Origin of the sequence: Tardiphaga sp., from assembly GCF_041424195.1 — a bacterium.
In the GTDB taxonomy this organism is placed as follows: Bacteria; Pseudomonadota; Alphaproteobacteria; order Rhizobiales; family Xanthobacteraceae; genus Tardiphaga.
The window spans coordinates 43,452-58,031 of the sequence record NZ_JBGMOE010000047.1 but is presented as its reverse complement, the minus strand read 5'-3'; the positions used below and the strand labels follow the sequence as shown (position 1 = coordinate 58,031).

Here is a 14,580-nt window from a genome sequence, read left to right as displayed (position 1 = left end):
GTCCAGTTCCGCTTGAGTAGTTCGCACCCGCTGACCTCGAAATGCTGGCAGATATTCTTGAGAACTCCCGCTATAAGGGAATACCTCAAACGATTCACGCTGCCTCTCGCGCCAAGGTCTCCATGTCCTTTCCGTCTATCGATTTCGCCGGCGATGCCACGATGTTCGACCTTGCCCCGGTCTCGCTCTGGATCGAGGACTACAGCGATGTGAAGGCGCTGTTCGAGCAGTGGCAGGCGCAGGGCGTCGACGACATCGAGACATTCCTGCTGGCCAATCCCGAACGGGTCCGTGAGTGCTCGCAGCACATCCGCATTCTCAAGGTCAATCGCAGGACGCTGTCGCTGTTCGGCGCGCGCGACCTGTCTCACCTGACGCTGAGTCTTGGGCTGGTCATGCGCGATGACACGTTCAAGAGTCACGTGTCGGAACTGGCGCAGCTCTGGAGCGGCCGGAATCATTTTTCCAGCCATACGGTCAACTACACGCTGAAAGGCGAGCGCCTCGACATCCAGCTGCACGGCACCGTTCTCCCGGGGCACGAAGATCGCTGGGATCGCGTGATGATCGCCATCGAGGATGTGACCGAACGCGAATCGGCGCGGCGTCGCCTCGCGGAGAGCGAGAACTATGCGTTCGGTCTGTTCGCGCATTCGCCGGTGTCGCTGTGGGTCGAGGACTTCAGCGGCGTCAAGCGACTGGTGGACGAGGTCCGCGCGCGCGGCATCGAGGATTTTCGCGTGTTCACGGATGTGCACGAGGAATTCGTTTTGCGCTGCATGAGCGAGATCCGCGTGCTTGATGTCAACAGCCGCACGCTCGAACTGTTCGGCGCGCCCGACAAGGACACGTTGCTCCGTCAATTGTCGGATGTGTTCCGCGACGAGATGGAGCCGCATTTCCGCGAACAGTTGATCGACCTCTGGGAGGGTAAGCTGTTCCAGCAGCGTGAGGTCGTCAATTACACGCTCGACGGCACCAAGCTTCATCTGCTGCTGCAGTTTTCGGTATTGCCCGGGCATGAGCGCGATTGGTCACAGGTGCAGGTCGCGCTGACCGACATTACCGCGCGCAAGAAAGCGGAAGCCTATCTGGAATATCTCGGCACCCACGACGTGCTGACGCGGACCACGAACCGTTCGTTCTTCGTGGACGAGCTCAACCGGCTCGAACGCAAGGGAGCGCAGCCAGTCACCGTGATTGTTGCCGATCTCAACGGGCTGAAGACGGCCAATGACGAGCTTGGCCACGCCACCGGCGACGGGTTGCTGCGCAGGGCCGGCGAAGTGTTCGATTCACTGGTCGAAAAGCCGGCGACGGTGTCGCGCATCGGCGGCGACGAATTCGCCATCTTACTGCCCGGCGTCGATGCTGCCGGCGGCGAGGCGGTGCTTGCCTCGCTGGCGGGACTGATCGAGGTCAACAACCAGTACTATCCTGATCTGACGCTGAGCCTCTCCACCGGGATTGCCACCAGCCGGACCGGCGAGCGGCTCGAAGCCGTGGTCAAGCGCGCCGATATGGAGATGCTGCAGGCCAAGCGCAACTACTATGCGCAACCCGATCGCGACCGGCGCAACGCGGGCATGGTGTAAGCAGGCTTCGGCAGCACTTCCGCGGAAGCTTCAATCGGAGGTAATGGCCTGCCTTGCGATGCCCTCAGGCTTGATCGTCCCGTTTCGCCCAAAGATGCGTGAATGAGCGAGGCAGATCAGGCGTGCTTGTCAGGTCGTGGGATGCGCTGCTGCCTTGGCGCGCAGGCAATCGCGACACAGGCAATCGGCACCTGTGGTCGGCATTGGCAGTTTCGCGGTCTCCTCGGCGCACCAGCAATTGCCTGACAGGTCGCATCCGAATTCAGTCCCGCAGTCCGAGCAGATCAGGCTGCGGCTGAGCGGCTGTGCGGTTTCTATCCGATAATTCATGAAAGCAGCCCAAATTTCAGCGCGATTTTCATGCCGGGTTCATCTGTTCCACCCGAATATCGGGGGTGGCGCCGGTGATGGCCAGATCCATCATAGGACGAAGGCAGAGTGAGGGAAACCCGATGGCCCGCGACCCGCAAGGCGCGCTGATTGCGCTGAACCGATTCGGCTTTGGCGCGCGCGGGGGCGCCTCCGGCGACATCGTCAATGCGGCCTCCGATCCCCGCGGCTTCGTGAAAGCCGAGCTCGCGCGCCCCAATGCGGCGCTGCTGGAATTGCCCGGCCTGCAATCGACGACGGAGCTGGGGCAGGCGATGTTCGCCTATCAACTCGAGGTGAAGACGGCGCGCGAGGCGGCATTGAAAACGCCGGCACTCGTTCCGGTGGAAGCGAGTCCGGCCGCGATGGACAGAAAGCCGGAAGCTCCCGCGATGACCGGCAACACCACCATGACCGTGCAGCCCGATGCGGCCAAGCCGCCGCCGACCGTCGCGCTGCCGCCCAATGTGGTGCAGAAGACCTATCGTGTGGAAGCGCTGGCGCGGATCCAGCGCGCGACCATTGCCGAGGGCGGCTTTGTCGAGCGCCTTGTGGTGTTCTGGTCGAACCATTTCTGCATCTCGGCCAGCAAGGGCGATCCTGCGCGGATGTGGGCCGGCTCGTTCGAGCGGGAGGCGATCCGTCCTTATGTACTCGGTAAATTTGCCGATATGCTGAAGGCCGTCGAACAGCATCCGGCGATGCTGTTCTTTCTCGACAACCAGCAATCGATCGGGCCGACCTCGAAAGCTGGCGAGAGGGGCAAGCGCGGCCTCAACGAAAATCTCGCGCGCGAGATCATGGAGCTGCATACGCTCGGCGTCGGAGGCGGCTATACGCAAGCCGACGTGACGTCGCTGGCGCGCATCATCACCGGCTGGACCTTTGCCGGGCGCGAAGGAAAGATCGGCACACCTGGCAGCTTCGCCTTCAACGCCAATGCACACGAGCCGGGGCCACAGCAATTGCTCGGCAAGATCTATGACGACACGGGCGTGGCGCAAGGTGAAGCGGCACTTGCCGATCTTGCGCGCCATCCATCGACGGCGAAATTCATCGCGCGGAAATTCGCGCAGCATTTCGTGACAGATGCGCCGCCGGCGGCACTGCTGGCGCGGCTGGAAGGTGTGTTCAGAAAGACCGATGGCGATCTGAAGGCGCTGGCGCTCGCGCTGCTGGACTCCAACGAAGCGTGGCAGATGCCGATGGCCAAGCTGCGCACGCCCTATGAATATCTGATCTCCACCGGCCGCTTGCTGGCGCGCATTCCCGAAGATCCCGGTCGTTACTTCGCAGGCCTGCAGACGCTCGGCCAGCCGCTGTGGACGCCGCCGGGGCCGAACGGCTTTCCGGACAGCAATGCCGCCTGGGCGGTCCCCGAAGGCATGAAGCTGCGGCTCGATCTTGCGGCGCAGGTTTCTATGCGGCTGCCCGACAGTATCGATCCGCGCGAGATGTTGGACGTGGTCGCCGGCGAGGCGGCATCATCCGAAACGCGACAGACGATCGCGCGCGCGGAGACGCGGCAGCAGGCCTTGACGCTGCTGCTGATGTCGCCGGAATTCCAGAGGAGATGACGATGGACTGCTGTGAAAGCCGCATGCTCGGCCCCACGCGCCGCTCGCTTCTGCTATCGGGCGCAGCATTTGCCGCTTGGGCCTATCTGCCGAAATTCGCGCGCGCGGCCGACGCGCGCGATCCGCGCCTCGTTGTCGTCATCCTGCGCGGTGCGCTCGATGGTCTCGCGACTGTCGCACCACTTGCTGATCCCGACTACGCCGGTTTGCACGGCTCGATCGCGCTGGCGAAAGATGGACCGAACGCGGCCATCGCGCTCGATGGGTTCTTCGGCATGCATCCGGCGATGCCGGAATTCGCCCGCATGTATCGCGACAGGAAGGCGGCTGTGGTCCATGCCGTGGCAACATCCTATCGTGAGCGCTCGCATTTCGACGGCCAGGATGTGCTGGAGAGCGGCTATGCCGGCCCAGGCCGGGTGCAGTCCGGCTGGCTCAACCGCGCCATCGAATCGCTGCCGCGTGGCGAGCGCATTTCGTCCGGTCTCGCGATCGGGCCCACGACTCCGCTGGTGCTCCGCGGTGCCGCACCGACGGTTGGCTGGGCGCCGGTCAATCTGCCGAATGCGGCCGATGACACCGCAATGCGGCTGATGCAGCTCTATCAGGATCGCGATCCCGCACTCGCCACGGCGCTGTCGCAGGGCCTGAAGCTCGACAAGCTCGCTGTCGGGGATGCGATGAAACCGAGGGGTGGTGGCAATCCCGTCGAGGCAATGCGCCAGGTCGCGCGCGGCGCCGCCAAGCTGATGGCCGCCGATGACGGTCCGCGCGTTGCGGCACTGGCCTTCGATGGCTGGGACACCCATGCGCAGGAAGGCGGCCCGGTCGGACGTCTCGCGCAATTGCTTGGCGGCCTCGATGGCGCGCTGGCGGAGTTCGAGAGCGGTCTTGGCGCGCATTGGAAGGACACGGTGGTGGTGGTCGCCACCGAGTTCGGCCGCACAGCCAAGATCAACGGCACCGCTGGCACCGATCACGGCACGGGCACGATTGCGCTCCTGGCTGGCGGTGCGATCATGGGCGGCCGGGTGATTGCGGACTGGCCGGGCCTCGCGAATGGAAAGCTCTATGAAGCCCGCGATCTTGCGCCGACCACGGATCTGCGCGCGATCTTCAAGGGCGTGCTGCACGACCACCTCGGCATCAGCGAGCGCGCGCTTGCAGAGCGGGTGTTTCCGGATAGCGGGATGGTGAAGCCGGCTAAGGGATTGGTGGCTGCTTAATCCCTCCCCGTTGCGCGCGGCTATGCCGGGCTTGGGGAGGGAAAGAAAGCGCTCACCCCAGCGTGATCCCGTCGATCTCGGCCATCTCCTCTGCCGTCAGCTTCCACTCCGCCGCCTTCACATTCTGCTCGATCTGCTCCACGCGCGTGGCGCCGGCGATAACGCTGGAGACTTGCGGCCTTGCGGCGAGCCAGGAGAAGGCGAGTTCCAGCAGCGTGTGGCCACGAGCCTTCACAAAGGCGTCGAGTTTCTCGACGATGGCCTGGTTGCGCGGCGTGGCCGAGCGGTCGCGCAAGGCAGGGGCCTTGGCGAAGCGCGAGTCGGCCGGAGGTTCGGCACCGGGCTTGTACTTGCCGGTGAGGAGGCCGTTGGCAAGCGGGAAGAACGGCAGCAGGCCGAGATTGAAATGCTGCGCGGCCGGGAGCAGGTCCTTCTCGATGTCGCGGACGACGAGGCTGTATTCATCCTGGCACGACACGAAGGCAGCAACGCCCATCTGGCGCGCGGCCATCTCGGCTTCGGCGATGCGCCATGCCGGGAAGTTGGAATTGCCGATGTAGCGCACCTTGCCCTGACGCACGAGGTCGTCGAGCGTGCGCAGCGTCTCTTCAATCGGCGTCAGCGGATCGTAGTCGTGCTGCTGATACAGGTCGATATAGTCGGTCTTCAGCCGCTTCAGGCTCGCTTCGACGGCGCTCATGATGTAGCGGCGCGAGGCGCCCTGCTTGCTGCCGTCATTGCTCATCGGCTTGCCGTATTTCGTCGCGAGCACGATGTCCTTGCGGCGATCGCCCAGTACTTCGCCGAGCACCGTCTCGGAGCCGCCCATGCCGGCATAGATGTCGGCGGTGTCGAACAGCGTGATGCCGAGATCGATGGCCTTGTGGATGACCTTCCGCGAGGTCTCCAGGTCGGTGCGTTGGCCGAAATTGTTACAGCCGAGGCCGACGGCGGAGACGCGAAGGCCGGAGCGGCCGAGATTGCGGATTTCCATGATGGTGCCCTGTGAGAGAAGCGCGGGACAGGGTTATGGCGCGCGCCTCGTCGTGCAGCAAGGCGCGGGGCGTCATGGCAGTCGCGCAGCAGATCAGGCGACTGCCGGCTCCGGCGCAGCCGGCGCCGGGAGCGCAGCGGCGGATTTCCTGGGCGGACCGGCGCGCAAGGCTGCGGAAGTCATGCGCCGCACGGCGTTTTCCGCGTTGCGCGTGATGGTCTTGCGGTCGGCGGACGTGTCATAGGCGACAGCTTCGCCCCAGCTCACGACGACGTCGATGGCGCCCGACGACAGGATGCCGATGAAATGCGGGATCAGATCGATGTCGCCATACCACGCCACGTTCTCACGAAAGGCGCGGCCGACCGGCAAGCCACCGAAGCCCACATAGGCGATCGACATCGGCTGGACGGTGATCTGCCTGTGACGTGTGGAATCGCCGAGCGCATGATGCACAGAGCCGACCAGTGCCGAGCGAAATGGCAGCACGCGCATGCCGTCGCTGGACGTGCCTTCCGCGAACAGTACGACCGCGTCGCCAGACAACATGCGGTCGCCGATTTCCTGCGCCGTCGCGCCCGTCTTCTGGCGGCGCTCGCGTTCGACGAAAATCGTCCGCTGCAGTTTGGCGAGCCAGCCGAACACCGGCCATTTGGCGACTTCGCTCTTGGCGACGAATACCACGGGCGCCCTTGCACCGATGATGATGATGTCGAGCCATGAGACGTGATTGGAGAGGATCAGGACAGGTGTATCTGTCGTCCGTTTGCCGACCTCGTGAATGCGCACGCCGATCAGCGCGCAAAGGATGCGGTGAAACAGATGCGGAATGCTCGTCTGCCAGCGCAGCCCGAAAGCGAGCGCGATGAGCTGAAACGGCGCCAGCAGCAGCGTCAGTATGGTCAAGGAGAGCAGGACGGCGGCGAAACGGATCATGAGTTTCTTATACCGAGGCCGGCTTCCGCAGGCAAAGTCAGCTGCGAGGCAAAAAGAAGCGGTCCCGGTCAGCGCGGCAACTGACGGAGACCGCTGGGGAAGCACCCGATCGGCGACGGGGGGAAGCAACCGGCTGCATGAGGAGCCTAGCCGGGGCGAGTGACATCGCCATGACAACCCGAGATATCCACAGGTGGCCTTGCGCCCTATTCGGCTGCGTTCAGCCGGTGCGGGCCGAACACGTCGCCCTCGCGCAACGCCAGATAGTAATCGCGCTCCGAGAGGTCGTCAGTGTGGCGAATGAGGTCGGTCACCGGAGTGTAGCTCAGCATCCGCCCGCCATCGGGCAGCACAGCGCAACTCATCCGCAGCACCCGCCCATTGGAGAGGCGCAATGTCGTCGGCGTGGAAGTGCCGGCGCGGATCATCTCGACGCGCCTGGCGATGAAGCTGTCGACCTCGTCGTCGGGTAGGGCGTAAACGTGGGTATCGCGCGCATGATACATCAGCGCGATCAGCGGCGGCTTGCTGTCGGCTTTCTCGTCGGGGAGCGTGAAGTAGTCGCGGAAGGCGCGGTTGATGAATTCGGCGCGGGTGTCGGCATTCAGGAGGACGACGCCGATATCTATGCGGTCGAGTGCGGCGGAGAGGCGCTGGGCGGTGGCATGCTGCTCGTATTCGCGGGCCCGGGCTGCGCGCCGCAGCCGAAGGAGGCGGATTGCCAAAGTGATCCCGACGGCTGTGATCACGATGATCACCGTTTCAACTCCCGGATCGAGAAGAACTCGCCAGTCGCTCTGCATCGGCTGTACCTGTGTCCGTACATAGGTAAGAAGCACAGGTTGGCCGCTGGTTGCAGAAAGGCCCACAGTTTCCCGATGGTATCGCTAAGGACGCGTGGATAGGCCGGGCATTATTTTCCTCTTGTTCGCTTCAAATGCTATCGATGCTACTGGAACCGGCGATAGCCCCCAGATGTTAGCGCCGAGACTTCAAAAGGATCCCGATCGAATGCCGTTCACCGTTCCGCCGCTGCTGTTGCCGATTCTGATGCTGCTGGCCTCGAATATTTTCATGACCTTCGCCTGGTATGGCCATCTCAAATTCAAGGATCACTCCTTGCCCCTCGTCGTCATGGTGAGCTGGGGCATTGCCTTCTTCGAATACTGGCTGGCGGTGCCCGCCAATCGCTGGGGCAGCGAGGTCTATAATGCCGCCCAGCTGAAGACGATGCAGGAAGTCATCACGCTGGTCGTGTTCGCGGCATTTTCGGTGCTGTATCTGAAGGAGCCGCTCGGCTGGAATCACGCGCTGGGCTTTGCCTTCATCGCGCTCGGGGCGTTCTTCATTTTCCACAAGTGGTCGTAACGACCGCTTACTTTGCGGCTGGCGTGATCCGCAGAATCCGTCCCGCCGAACTATCCGTCAGCAGCCACAGTGCGCCGTCCGGTCCTTGCCGGACGTCGCGGATGCGCTCGTTGAGATTCTGCAGGATACGCTCTTCGGACGCGACCGTGTTTCCGTTGAGCTGCAACCGCACCAGCATCTGGCCGGCCAGCGCGCCGGTGAACAGGCTGCCGCGCCAGCGCGGAAAGAGATCGCCGGTATAGAAGGTCATGCCTGACGGGGCGATTGACGGCACCCAGTATTTCACCGGCTGCTCCATGCCGGGCTTCGACGCGCTGTCATGCAGCTTGGCGCCGGAATAATCTATGCCGTAGCCGATCACCGGCCAGCCGTAGTTCTTGCCCTTGCCGATGATGTTGACTTCATCGCCGCCGCGCGGGCCGTGCTCGGTCTCCCACAAGTCGCCGGTCGCGGGATTGATGGCGAGGCCTTGGGGATTGCGATGACCGTAGCTCCAGATCTCCGGCTTCGCGCCGTTGCGGCCGACGAAGGGATTGTCTTTCGGCACCGAGCCGTCGGGCGCAATGCGGATCAGCTTGCCGAGATGGTTATCGAGAGTCTGCGCCTGATCGCGGCCGCTATAGTGTTCGCCGAGCGTGACAAACAGGTTGCCGTCGGGGGCCTGTACGATGCGGCAACCGAAGTGATAGCCCGACGACAGCGGACCGTCCTGGCGAAAGATCACCTTCATGTCGTCGAGTCTTGGCTCATTTCCTGACTCATTTTTCGGCGTGGTGCCCTCGAGCAGCCTGCCGCGCGCGATCACGGTGCGACCGCCGCTGCCACTGCGTTCCGAGTAGCAGAAGTAGATCGTATTATTTTGCGTGTAGTCCTTGTCGGTGATGACGTCGAGCAAACCGCCCTGGCCAACGGCCATCACATCGGGCACGCCTTTCACGGCAGGCGACAACTGTCCCTGCGGCGAGACGATGCGGATGCGGCCGGGCCGCTCGGTGACGAGCATGCGGCCTTCGGGCAAGAAGGCGAGTGCCCATGGATGAGCGAGACCGGAGGCGATGGTCTGCACCTCCAGCCTGCCGGCCGACGAGCCGAACGACGTGTTTTCGCCACGGGTGGTCGTGGCGATCAGAAGGGTCGCGGTCACGACGATGGCGGCCGTGAGCGTGACAGTGACCCAGACCACGGGCCTTTTCATCGGAATGGCTCCATCACGGAGTCGCGGGTTGCATGGACGATGCGCGGCATCGCGGGTGAGTGTTTATGGAGTGTCGGGATCGTCAGAGCGGCATCGCGCTCGCTACCCGGATCGACATCACGGTGAGAGCGAGGATGAAGCAGAGCGACAGGCAGCCAATCGCGAGCGACGCCGCAACGGCGTGGGTCAACCGGGTGGATGCAATGGACGTGGGGCGTGCCTGAAATCCTGCACCCACGCGAAGCGACCGTATCATGGCCGTAAATCCTTCAAATCGCGGGCGAATCACCCGCGTACTACAAATTCGCAGCTACGGCAGGCGAGATTTGGGCGGGAATTGACGCGACTGTGGCGAAAAAATGACATTCCGCGCCGTTATGCCCGCTATTTGCGGCTTATGCCCCGGCAGCTACGTCCAAAGTATCGTATTCCAGCGAGACCGGGTGCCAGTCCATCGTGACGAAGCGTGGCTGAGCCTCGACCAGGCGCAGCCAGCGCTGCACGGATGGGAAGCTGGAGAGGTCGAAATCGCACTGCTCGGCCACGTGGGTGTAGCCGTACAGCGCGATGTCGGCGATGGTCAGCTGGCCGGCGGCGAAAAAGTCGTTGGTCTTGAGGTGATTTTCCATCACCTGCAGCGCGGCATAGCCACGCTCCATCCAGTCTTCCAGCGCGTGGGTCTGCAGGTCGCGGCCACCGCGCACCAGGCACAGCCAGAAATAGGCGGCACCCAGATTCGGCTCCAGCGCATGCTGTTCGAAGAACATCCACTGCAATGCCTCGGCACGGTCCATCCGCGATTCCGGCGCCAGCGACGTGCCGATCGCGACATACCAGAGAATGGCGTTGGACTCGGCGAGATAGCGGCCTTCGGCGATCTCGAGCAACGGCACCTGGCCGCTCGGGTTCTTGGCCAGAAACTCCGGCGTGCGGCTCTCGCCGCGCAGGATGTCCACTTCGATGGCGCGATAGGGCGCGCCCAAGAGCGCCAGCGCGAGGCGAACCTTGTAGCTATTGCCGGAGCGCTGCATCGAATAGAGTTTGTACATTCGCAGGTGTTCAATTCATTTCAGGTCGAGGCAATTGCGCGATCGGCTAACGCATATCGCGGTTAGACAATGATGCTGATGCGAGCCTGTCGCAAGGCCCGAACAGTGGAAAAAGTCGAAAACGGCTGCGGCAATCTGGATTGAGAAAAATGTATGTCCGGCAGCATTCCGCAATGGAAGATCACGCTGCCGCGATCCGTGTGTGAAGGCGCGGTGAGGTGCTGTTGTCGGCGAGGGCGCGCCGCAGCACGATGATATAAAAAGCGATCATCACCAGGAAACCGAGCGGCAGTTCGATGGCGCCTGCGATGCTGCGCGTCAGCAGCGGCATGATCCAGGTCAGTGCGAGCAGGCTGATCTCATAATCGCGAAATCCTCTGCCCAAGCTGGTTACGACCATGAATGCAATGGCTGGACCGAGCAGCATCAGATCGTAATCGAGCACGTGCGGCGAAGCGAGAAGGGTTGCGATCAACAGGATTGCGGCCTTGAGATTTGTGTCGCGTGCGACGCGCCACGCCCAGACTGCGCTGGCAATCACGGCCACCGAGACGATGCCCTGGACGAGATACGCGGATGTGATATTTCCTCCCCACATCCGTATTGCCGCGAATGCGCTTTGCAGTTTCTCGAAGCCGACCTGTCCCTGTTCGAGCAGGAGCTGACGAGACGTCTCGGTAACGGATGCGAAAGCGATCCAGCAGTCGATGCCGAACAAGGCGCTTGTGATACCCGTGAGAGCGATGACGGTGATAGTTGCTGCAGCGATGCATCGCCATTGGCCCGCCGCGAATAACGCCAGCGGAATGACCATGGCAAATTGCGGCTTGTAGGCCATCAGCGCAAACAGGATGCCTGCAAGATAAGGGCGTCGCGGAAGTGCGAGCAGGGCGCTGCCGAACAGGCCCGCGGTCAAAAAGCCGTTCTGACCATGACCGAGATTGATGAACGCCGCTGGGAACGCCATCGCTACCGGTAGCCAAAGGCGATGGACCGCATCAGGTAGGGCGGCTCGTTTCAGGATCGCCGAGATCACGAGCAGATAGAATACGAAGCTGCCGCCCTGCCAGACAGCAAGTGCGAGCGGGTAAGGGAGCATTGCCAGCGGAGTTGCGACCAGCAGAAAAATCGGCGGATAGAACCAGGCGTAATATGGGGTATCGCTACCGAAAAGTTGCTGCTGGCGAGCGTAGTGCGCCGCTACCGTATAACTATCAAGGCCTTTGCCCTCGAGGGCGAGCGCTCCCGCGGTATAGAAGCTTGAGAAATCAGTCCCGATCGGCCTGCCATTGCGGTCGACCGCGCCGTCCGCGACCGCAATCCATCCAGCGAAACCCAAAGCGCCCAAAGCGAGCACGATCAGGCTGTAAGCCCGCACGCGTTCGAGGGTCAGCCATGCGCCGCTTTCAATGTGCTGCCAGATCCGGATCATTCTAAGGGTGCATTTTGGCTCAAATCGTCGATTGCGGCGTGCGAATGACGCTACCGTCCTCCGTTTAACGCTTGCTGAATTGCATCACTTCCAGATGTGTTTTTGCCCAAGCTTCTTGCGATGCAACGTCGCACGCATTAGGGTGCGCCGATCCCAGCAGGATCAGCCATTTTGACGTCGCCGGCCGCGGGTCTGCGACCTTTCCCAGGAGAAGATGATGTCGTTTTTGTCCGCTGCGCTCGACCGTGTGAAGCCGTCCGCGACGATCGCGGTGACGGATAAAGCACGCGCGCTGAAAGCAGCCGGCCGCAACGTCATCGGCCTTGGTTCGGGCGAGCCCGATTTCGACACCCCCGCGAACATCAAGCTGGCAGCGATTCACGCCATCGAGGCCGGCAAGACCAAGTACACCGCGGTGGACGGTATTCCCGAGTTGAAGGAAGCCATTATCGGCAAGTTTCAGCGCGAGAACGGCCTCACCTACAAGCCGAACCAGATCATCGTCGGCACCGGCGGCAAGCAGGTGCTCTACAACGCGCTGATGGCGACGCTGAACCCGGGTGACGAAGTCATCATCCCGGCGCCGTACTGGGTGAGCTATCCGGAAATGGTGGCCCTGGCTGGCGGCACGCCCGTATCCGTGGTCTGCACCGCCGAATTCGGCTTCAAGCTGCAGCCGTCCGCGCTGGAAGCGGCGATCACGCCGAAGACCAAGTGGATCATCCTCTGCTCGCCGTCGAACCCGACCGGCGCCGCCTACAAAAAGTCGGAGCTCAAGGCGCTCACCGATGTCCTCGTGAAGCATCCTCACGTTTGGGTGATGACCGACGATATGTATGAGCACCTCGTTTATGACGACTTCGAGTTCACCACGCCGGCGCAGATCGAACCGTCTCTGTTCAATCGCACGCTGACCGTGAACGGCGTCTCCAAGGCCTATTGCATGACCGGCTGGCGCATCGGTTACGCCGGTGGTCCCGCGGAGTTGATTAAGGCAATGGCGACCATCCAGTCGCAGTCGACCTCGAACCCGTCGTCGATCGCGCAGTGGGCGGCGGTGGAAGCCTTGAACGGTCCGCAGGATTTCATCCCGAAGAACAATGCCGTGTTCAAGGAACGCCGCGACCTCGTGGTTGCGATGCTGAATCAGGCTTCGGGCATCAATTGCCCGCGTCCGGAAGGTGCGTTCTACGTCTATCCGTCCTGCGCCGGCACCATCGGCAAGACTGCGCCTTCGGGCAAGGTTATCGCCAATGACGAAGACTTCGTCACAGAACTGTTGGAAACCGAAGGCGTCGCGGTGGTGCAGGGGTCGGCCTTTGGCCTTGGCCCGGCATTCCGCATCTCCTATGCGACGAAGACGTCGGACCTCGAAGATGCCTGCAAGCGCATCCAGCGCTTCTGCGGAAATCTCCGGTAACAAAACCTGCTCCGAAACTTTTGACGATTTCGGGGCTTATTTCGGGAAGCGCCTTGTTTTCGACACGGCGCTTCCTTCTTGTCCCCTCGCTATCAAAACCCCAAGGTGGAGTAAGACTATGCGACTTTCCAAGATGTTCGGCCTGACGGCCGTGGCCTTTGCGGCGTCCGTTGCGACCGCAAACGCACAGCAGCCCGGCAGCGTGCAGGTCGGCGTGCTGGAATGCCGTGGCGGCCAGAATGTCGGCTACGTGCTCGGCTCGAATGCGCGCCTCGAGTGCGTCTTCCAGAGCGCCGGCGGCCGCGCTGAAGGTTACATTGCCAATATCCGCCGTTTCGGCCTCGATCTCGGCTTCACCGAAAACACCACTGTGCAGTGGGCTGCTTTCGCTCCGACCACCCGCGTGCCGCGCGGCGCGCTCGCCGGCAGCTACGGCGGCGTCGGCACCAATGCATCGGTTGGCGTCGGCTTCGGCGGCAACTTCCTGGTTGGCGGTCAGGGCAACACCTATTCGCTGCAGCCGATCTCGGTGCAGGGCCAGACCGGCCTGAACGTCGCCAGCGGCATCGTGCAGCTCGACCTGCAGCCGGCTGCCCCGGTGCGTGGCCACAAGCGTCATCGCCGTCATCACTAATCGCAAGCGCAGTCCGCGCGACGCGCGGATCGCTGGTGATCGGCAAGGTTAACGAAAAGGCCCGCGCGAGCGGGCCTTTTTTGTTGCGCGCTTCGCGCGTGTGTCACTGTCATTGAACGGTATCATTGGCTATGGATAGTTGTATTGACGCGGAATTGATGGAGACTGCCGCGTCGGCGATCCTGCATCACACCGTTCAGCCCGGAGATCACACGATGAGCCGCCTCTCGCTTCTTCTCGGTCTTGCCGCCACGACCTTCGTTGCCGCCAGCGCGCAGGCGCAATCTCCTCAGACGATTCAGCTCGGCGTCTTGAATTGCCGTGGTGGTGCCAGCATGGGCTTCGTCGTCGGATCGGTCACTAATCTTGGCTGCGTACTCACCAATGCCGGTCGTCCGGACCAGCCTTATGTCGCGACCGTTCGCAAGGTCGGACTTGATCTCGGCATTACCGAGCAAACCGCATTGTCATGGGCCGTATTCGCGCCAGTGAATTATGCCGGTCAGGGCGATCTCTCCGGCAATTACGCGGGAGCGCAGGGCAGTGCGTCATTCGGTGTCGGCCTTGGCGCGAATGTGCTGGTAGGCGGGTCCTCCAACTCGATCGCGCTGCAGCCATTGAGCTTGCAGGGCTCGACCGGCCTGAACATTGCCGCCGGCCTGCAGAGTCTGGAACTGCGTCCGGGCCGCTGACCGCGTCCTCGGATCATCCATCGGGTTCAATCCGGCTTCGCCTCGCGTGAAGCCGGATTTTTTTGTGCCACGATGTGTTGGATGACGTCTGCT

The 14,580-nt window shown here is 62.5% G+C and carries 15 protein-coding genes; 7 read left to right on the top strand and 8 right to left on the bottom strand.

All coding sequences use genetic code 11. The annotated features are described in order from the left end of the window. The first annotated feature begins 122 nt into the window (after positions 1 to 122). A complete protein-coding gene (locus ACEK02_RS07485) occupies positions 123 to 1,595 on the top strand; it encodes a diguanylate cyclase domain-containing protein (protein WP_371421164.1) in 1,473 nt (490 codons plus the stop codon). Positions 1,596 to 1,724: 129 nt separating this feature from the next. Here ACEK02_RS07485 and ACEK02_RS07480 read toward each other — a convergent pair whose 3' ends face one another. Further along, the gene (locus ACEK02_RS07480) at positions 1,725 to 1,925 is read right to left on the bottom strand and encodes a hypothetical protein (protein ID WP_371421163.1); all 201 of its coding nucleotides are present in this window, start codon (positions 1,923 to 1,925) and stop codon (positions 1,725 to 1,727) included. Positions 1,926 to 2,047: 122 nt separating this feature from the next. Here ACEK02_RS07480 and ACEK02_RS07475 point away from each other — a divergent pair, with 122 nt between their 5' ends. Beyond that, positions 2,048 to 3,541, top strand: coding sequence for a DUF1800 domain-containing protein (locus ACEK02_RS07475; RefSeq protein ID WP_371421162.1), 1,494 nt, complete (start codon positions 2,048 to 2,050; stop codon positions 3,539 to 3,541). Then, a complete protein-coding gene (locus ACEK02_RS07470; protein WP_371421161.1) occupies positions 3,538 to 4,767 on the top strand; it encodes a DUF1501 domain-containing protein in 1,230 nt (409 codons plus the stop codon). The genes ACEK02_RS07475 and ACEK02_RS07470 overlap by 4 nt, the downstream gene beginning before the upstream one ends. A gap of 52 nt (positions 4,768 to 4,819) precedes the next feature. On the opposite strand, the gene ACEK02_RS07465 is transcribed toward ACEK02_RS07470, so the two are convergent. From ACEK02_RS07465 to ACEK02_RS07455, 3 genes are all read right to left on the bottom strand, one after another. Beyond that, entirely contained in the window at positions 4,820 to 5,761 is a 942-nt protein-coding gene (locus ACEK02_RS07465) for an aldo/keto reductase (protein WP_371421160.1), read from the bottom strand. A 93-nt stretch (positions 5,762 to 5,854) separates the two neighbouring features. Beyond that, entirely contained in the window at positions 5,855 to 6,697 is an 843-nt protein-coding gene (locus ACEK02_RS07460) for a lysophospholipid acyltransferase family protein (protein WP_371421159.1), read from the bottom strand. Positions 6,698 to 6,903: 206 nt separating this feature from the next. Continuing rightward, positions 6,904 to 7,500 (bottom strand): PAS-domain containing protein, encoded by a 597-nt coding sequence (locus ACEK02_RS07455; protein WP_371421158.1) that lies wholly within the window; start codon positions 7,498 to 7,500, stop codon positions 6,904 to 6,906. A gap of 208 nt (positions 7,501 to 7,708) precedes the next feature. On the opposite strand from ACEK02_RS07455, the gene ACEK02_RS07450 reads away from it, so the two are divergent. Then, complete coding sequence (locus tag ACEK02_RS07450) at positions 7,709 to 8,065, top strand: DMT family protein (protein ID WP_371421157.1); 357 nt, start codon at positions 7,709 to 7,711, stop codon at positions 8,063 to 8,065. Positions 8,066 to 8,072: 7 nt separating this feature from the next. Here ACEK02_RS07450 and ACEK02_RS07445 read toward each other — a convergent pair whose 3' ends face one another. The 4 genes from ACEK02_RS07445 to ACEK02_RS07430 form a co-directional block, all read right to left on the bottom strand. Continuing rightward, complete coding sequence (locus ACEK02_RS07445; protein WP_371421156.1) at positions 8,073 to 9,260, bottom strand: PQQ-dependent sugar dehydrogenase; 1,188 nt, start codon at positions 9,258 to 9,260, stop codon at positions 8,073 to 8,075. A gap of 82 nt (positions 9,261 to 9,342) precedes the next feature. Beyond that, entirely contained in the window at positions 9,343 to 9,516 is a 174-nt protein-coding gene (locus ACEK02_RS07440) for a hypothetical protein (RefSeq protein WP_371421155.1), read from the bottom strand. Positions 9,517 to 9,655: 139 nt separating this feature from the next. Further along, a complete protein-coding gene (locus tag ACEK02_RS07435) occupies positions 9,656 to 10,309 on the bottom strand; it encodes a glutathione S-transferase family protein (RefSeq protein ID WP_371421154.1) in 654 nt (217 codons plus the stop codon). Positions 10,310 to 10,490: 181 nt separating this feature from the next. Next, positions 10,491 to 11,741 carry a glycosyltransferase family 87 protein gene (locus ACEK02_RS07430; protein ID WP_371421153.1) on the bottom strand — a complete coding sequence of 417 codons (1,251 nt, stop codon included), beginning with the start codon at positions 11,739 to 11,741 and terminating at the stop codon, positions 10,491 to 10,493. Positions 11,742 to 11,958: 217 nt separating this feature from the next. Between ACEK02_RS07430 and ACEK02_RS07425 the strand changes: the two genes are divergently transcribed. The 3 genes from ACEK02_RS07425 (at position 11,959) to ACEK02_RS07415 (ending at position 14,487) form a co-directional block, all read left to right on the top strand. Next, positions 11,959 to 13,161 carry a pyridoxal phosphate-dependent aminotransferase gene (locus ACEK02_RS07425; protein ID WP_149531834.1) on the top strand — a complete coding sequence of 401 codons (1,203 nt, stop codon included), beginning with the start codon at positions 11,959 to 11,961 and terminating at the stop codon, positions 13,159 to 13,161. Positions 13,162 to 13,279: 118 nt separating this feature from the next. Beyond that, positions 13,280 to 13,795: a DUF992 domain-containing protein gene (locus ACEK02_RS07420; RefSeq protein WP_371421152.1), complete on the top strand. Its 516-nt coding sequence runs from the start codon at positions 13,280 to 13,282 to the stop codon at positions 13,793 to 13,795. A gap of 215 nt (positions 13,796 to 14,010) precedes the next feature. Further along, positions 14,011 to 14,487 carry a DUF992 domain-containing protein gene (locus ACEK02_RS07415; RefSeq protein WP_371421151.1) on the top strand — a complete coding sequence of 159 codons (477 nt, stop codon included), beginning with the start codon at positions 14,011 to 14,013 and terminating at the stop codon, positions 14,485 to 14,487. Positions 14,488 to 14,580 lie beyond the last annotated feature (93 nt).

Bases quoted from the DNA above. Each gene is read 5' to 3' on its own strand.
- ACEK02_RS07485 (WP_371421164.1), top strand. From the start codon at position 123: ATGTCCTTTCCGTCTATCGATTTCGCCGGCGATGCCACGATGTTCGAC.
- ACEK02_RS07480 (WP_371421163.1), bottom strand. From the start codon at position 1,925: ATGAATTATCGGATAGAAACCGCACAGCCGCTCAGCCGCAGCCTGATC.
- ACEK02_RS07475 (WP_371421162.1), top strand. From the start codon at position 2,048: ATGGCCCGCGACCCGCAAGGCGCGCTGATTGCGCTGAACCGATTCGGC.
- ACEK02_RS07470 (WP_371421161.1), top strand. From the start codon at position 3,538: ATGACGATGGACTGCTGTGAAAGCCGCATGCTCGGCCCCACGCGCCGC.
- ACEK02_RS07465 (WP_371421160.1), bottom strand. From the start codon at position 5,761: ATGGAAATCCGCAATCTCGGCCGCTCCGGCCTTCGCGTCTCCGCCGTC.
- ACEK02_RS07460 (WP_371421159.1), bottom strand. From the start codon at position 6,697: ATGATCCGTTTCGCCGCCGTCCTGCTCTCCTTGACCATACTGACGCTG.
- ACEK02_RS07455 (WP_371421158.1), bottom strand. From the start codon at position 7,500: ATGCAGAGCGACTGGCGAGTTCTTCTCGATCCGGGAGTTGAAACGGTG.
- ACEK02_RS07450 (WP_371421157.1), top strand. From the start codon at position 7,709: ATGCCGTTCACCGTTCCGCCGCTGCTGTTGCCGATTCTGATGCTGCTG.
- ACEK02_RS07445 (WP_371421156.1), bottom strand. From the start codon at position 9,260: ATGAAAAGGCCCGTGGTCTGGGTCACTGTCACGCTCACGGCCGCCATC.
- ACEK02_RS07440 (WP_371421155.1), bottom strand. From the start codon at position 9,516: ATGATACGGTCGCTTCGCGTGGGTGCAGGATTTCAGGCACGCCCCACG.
- ACEK02_RS07435 (WP_371421154.1), bottom strand. From the start codon at position 10,309: ATGTACAAACTCTATTCGATGCAGCGCTCCGGCAATAGCTACAAGGTT.
- ACEK02_RS07430 (WP_371421153.1), bottom strand. From the start codon at position 11,741: ATGATCCGGATCTGGCAGCACATTGAAAGCGGCGCATGGCTGACCCTC.
- ACEK02_RS07425 (WP_149531834.1), top strand. From the start codon at position 11,959: ATGTCGTTTTTGTCCGCTGCGCTCGACCGTGTGAAGCCGTCCGCGACG.
- ACEK02_RS07420 (WP_371421152.1), top strand. From the start codon at position 13,280: ATGCGACTTTCCAAGATGTTCGGCCTGACGGCCGTGGCCTTTGCGGCG.
- ACEK02_RS07415 (WP_371421151.1), top strand. From the start codon at position 14,011: ATGAGCCGCCTCTCGCTTCTTCTCGGTCTTGCCGCCACGACCTTCGTT.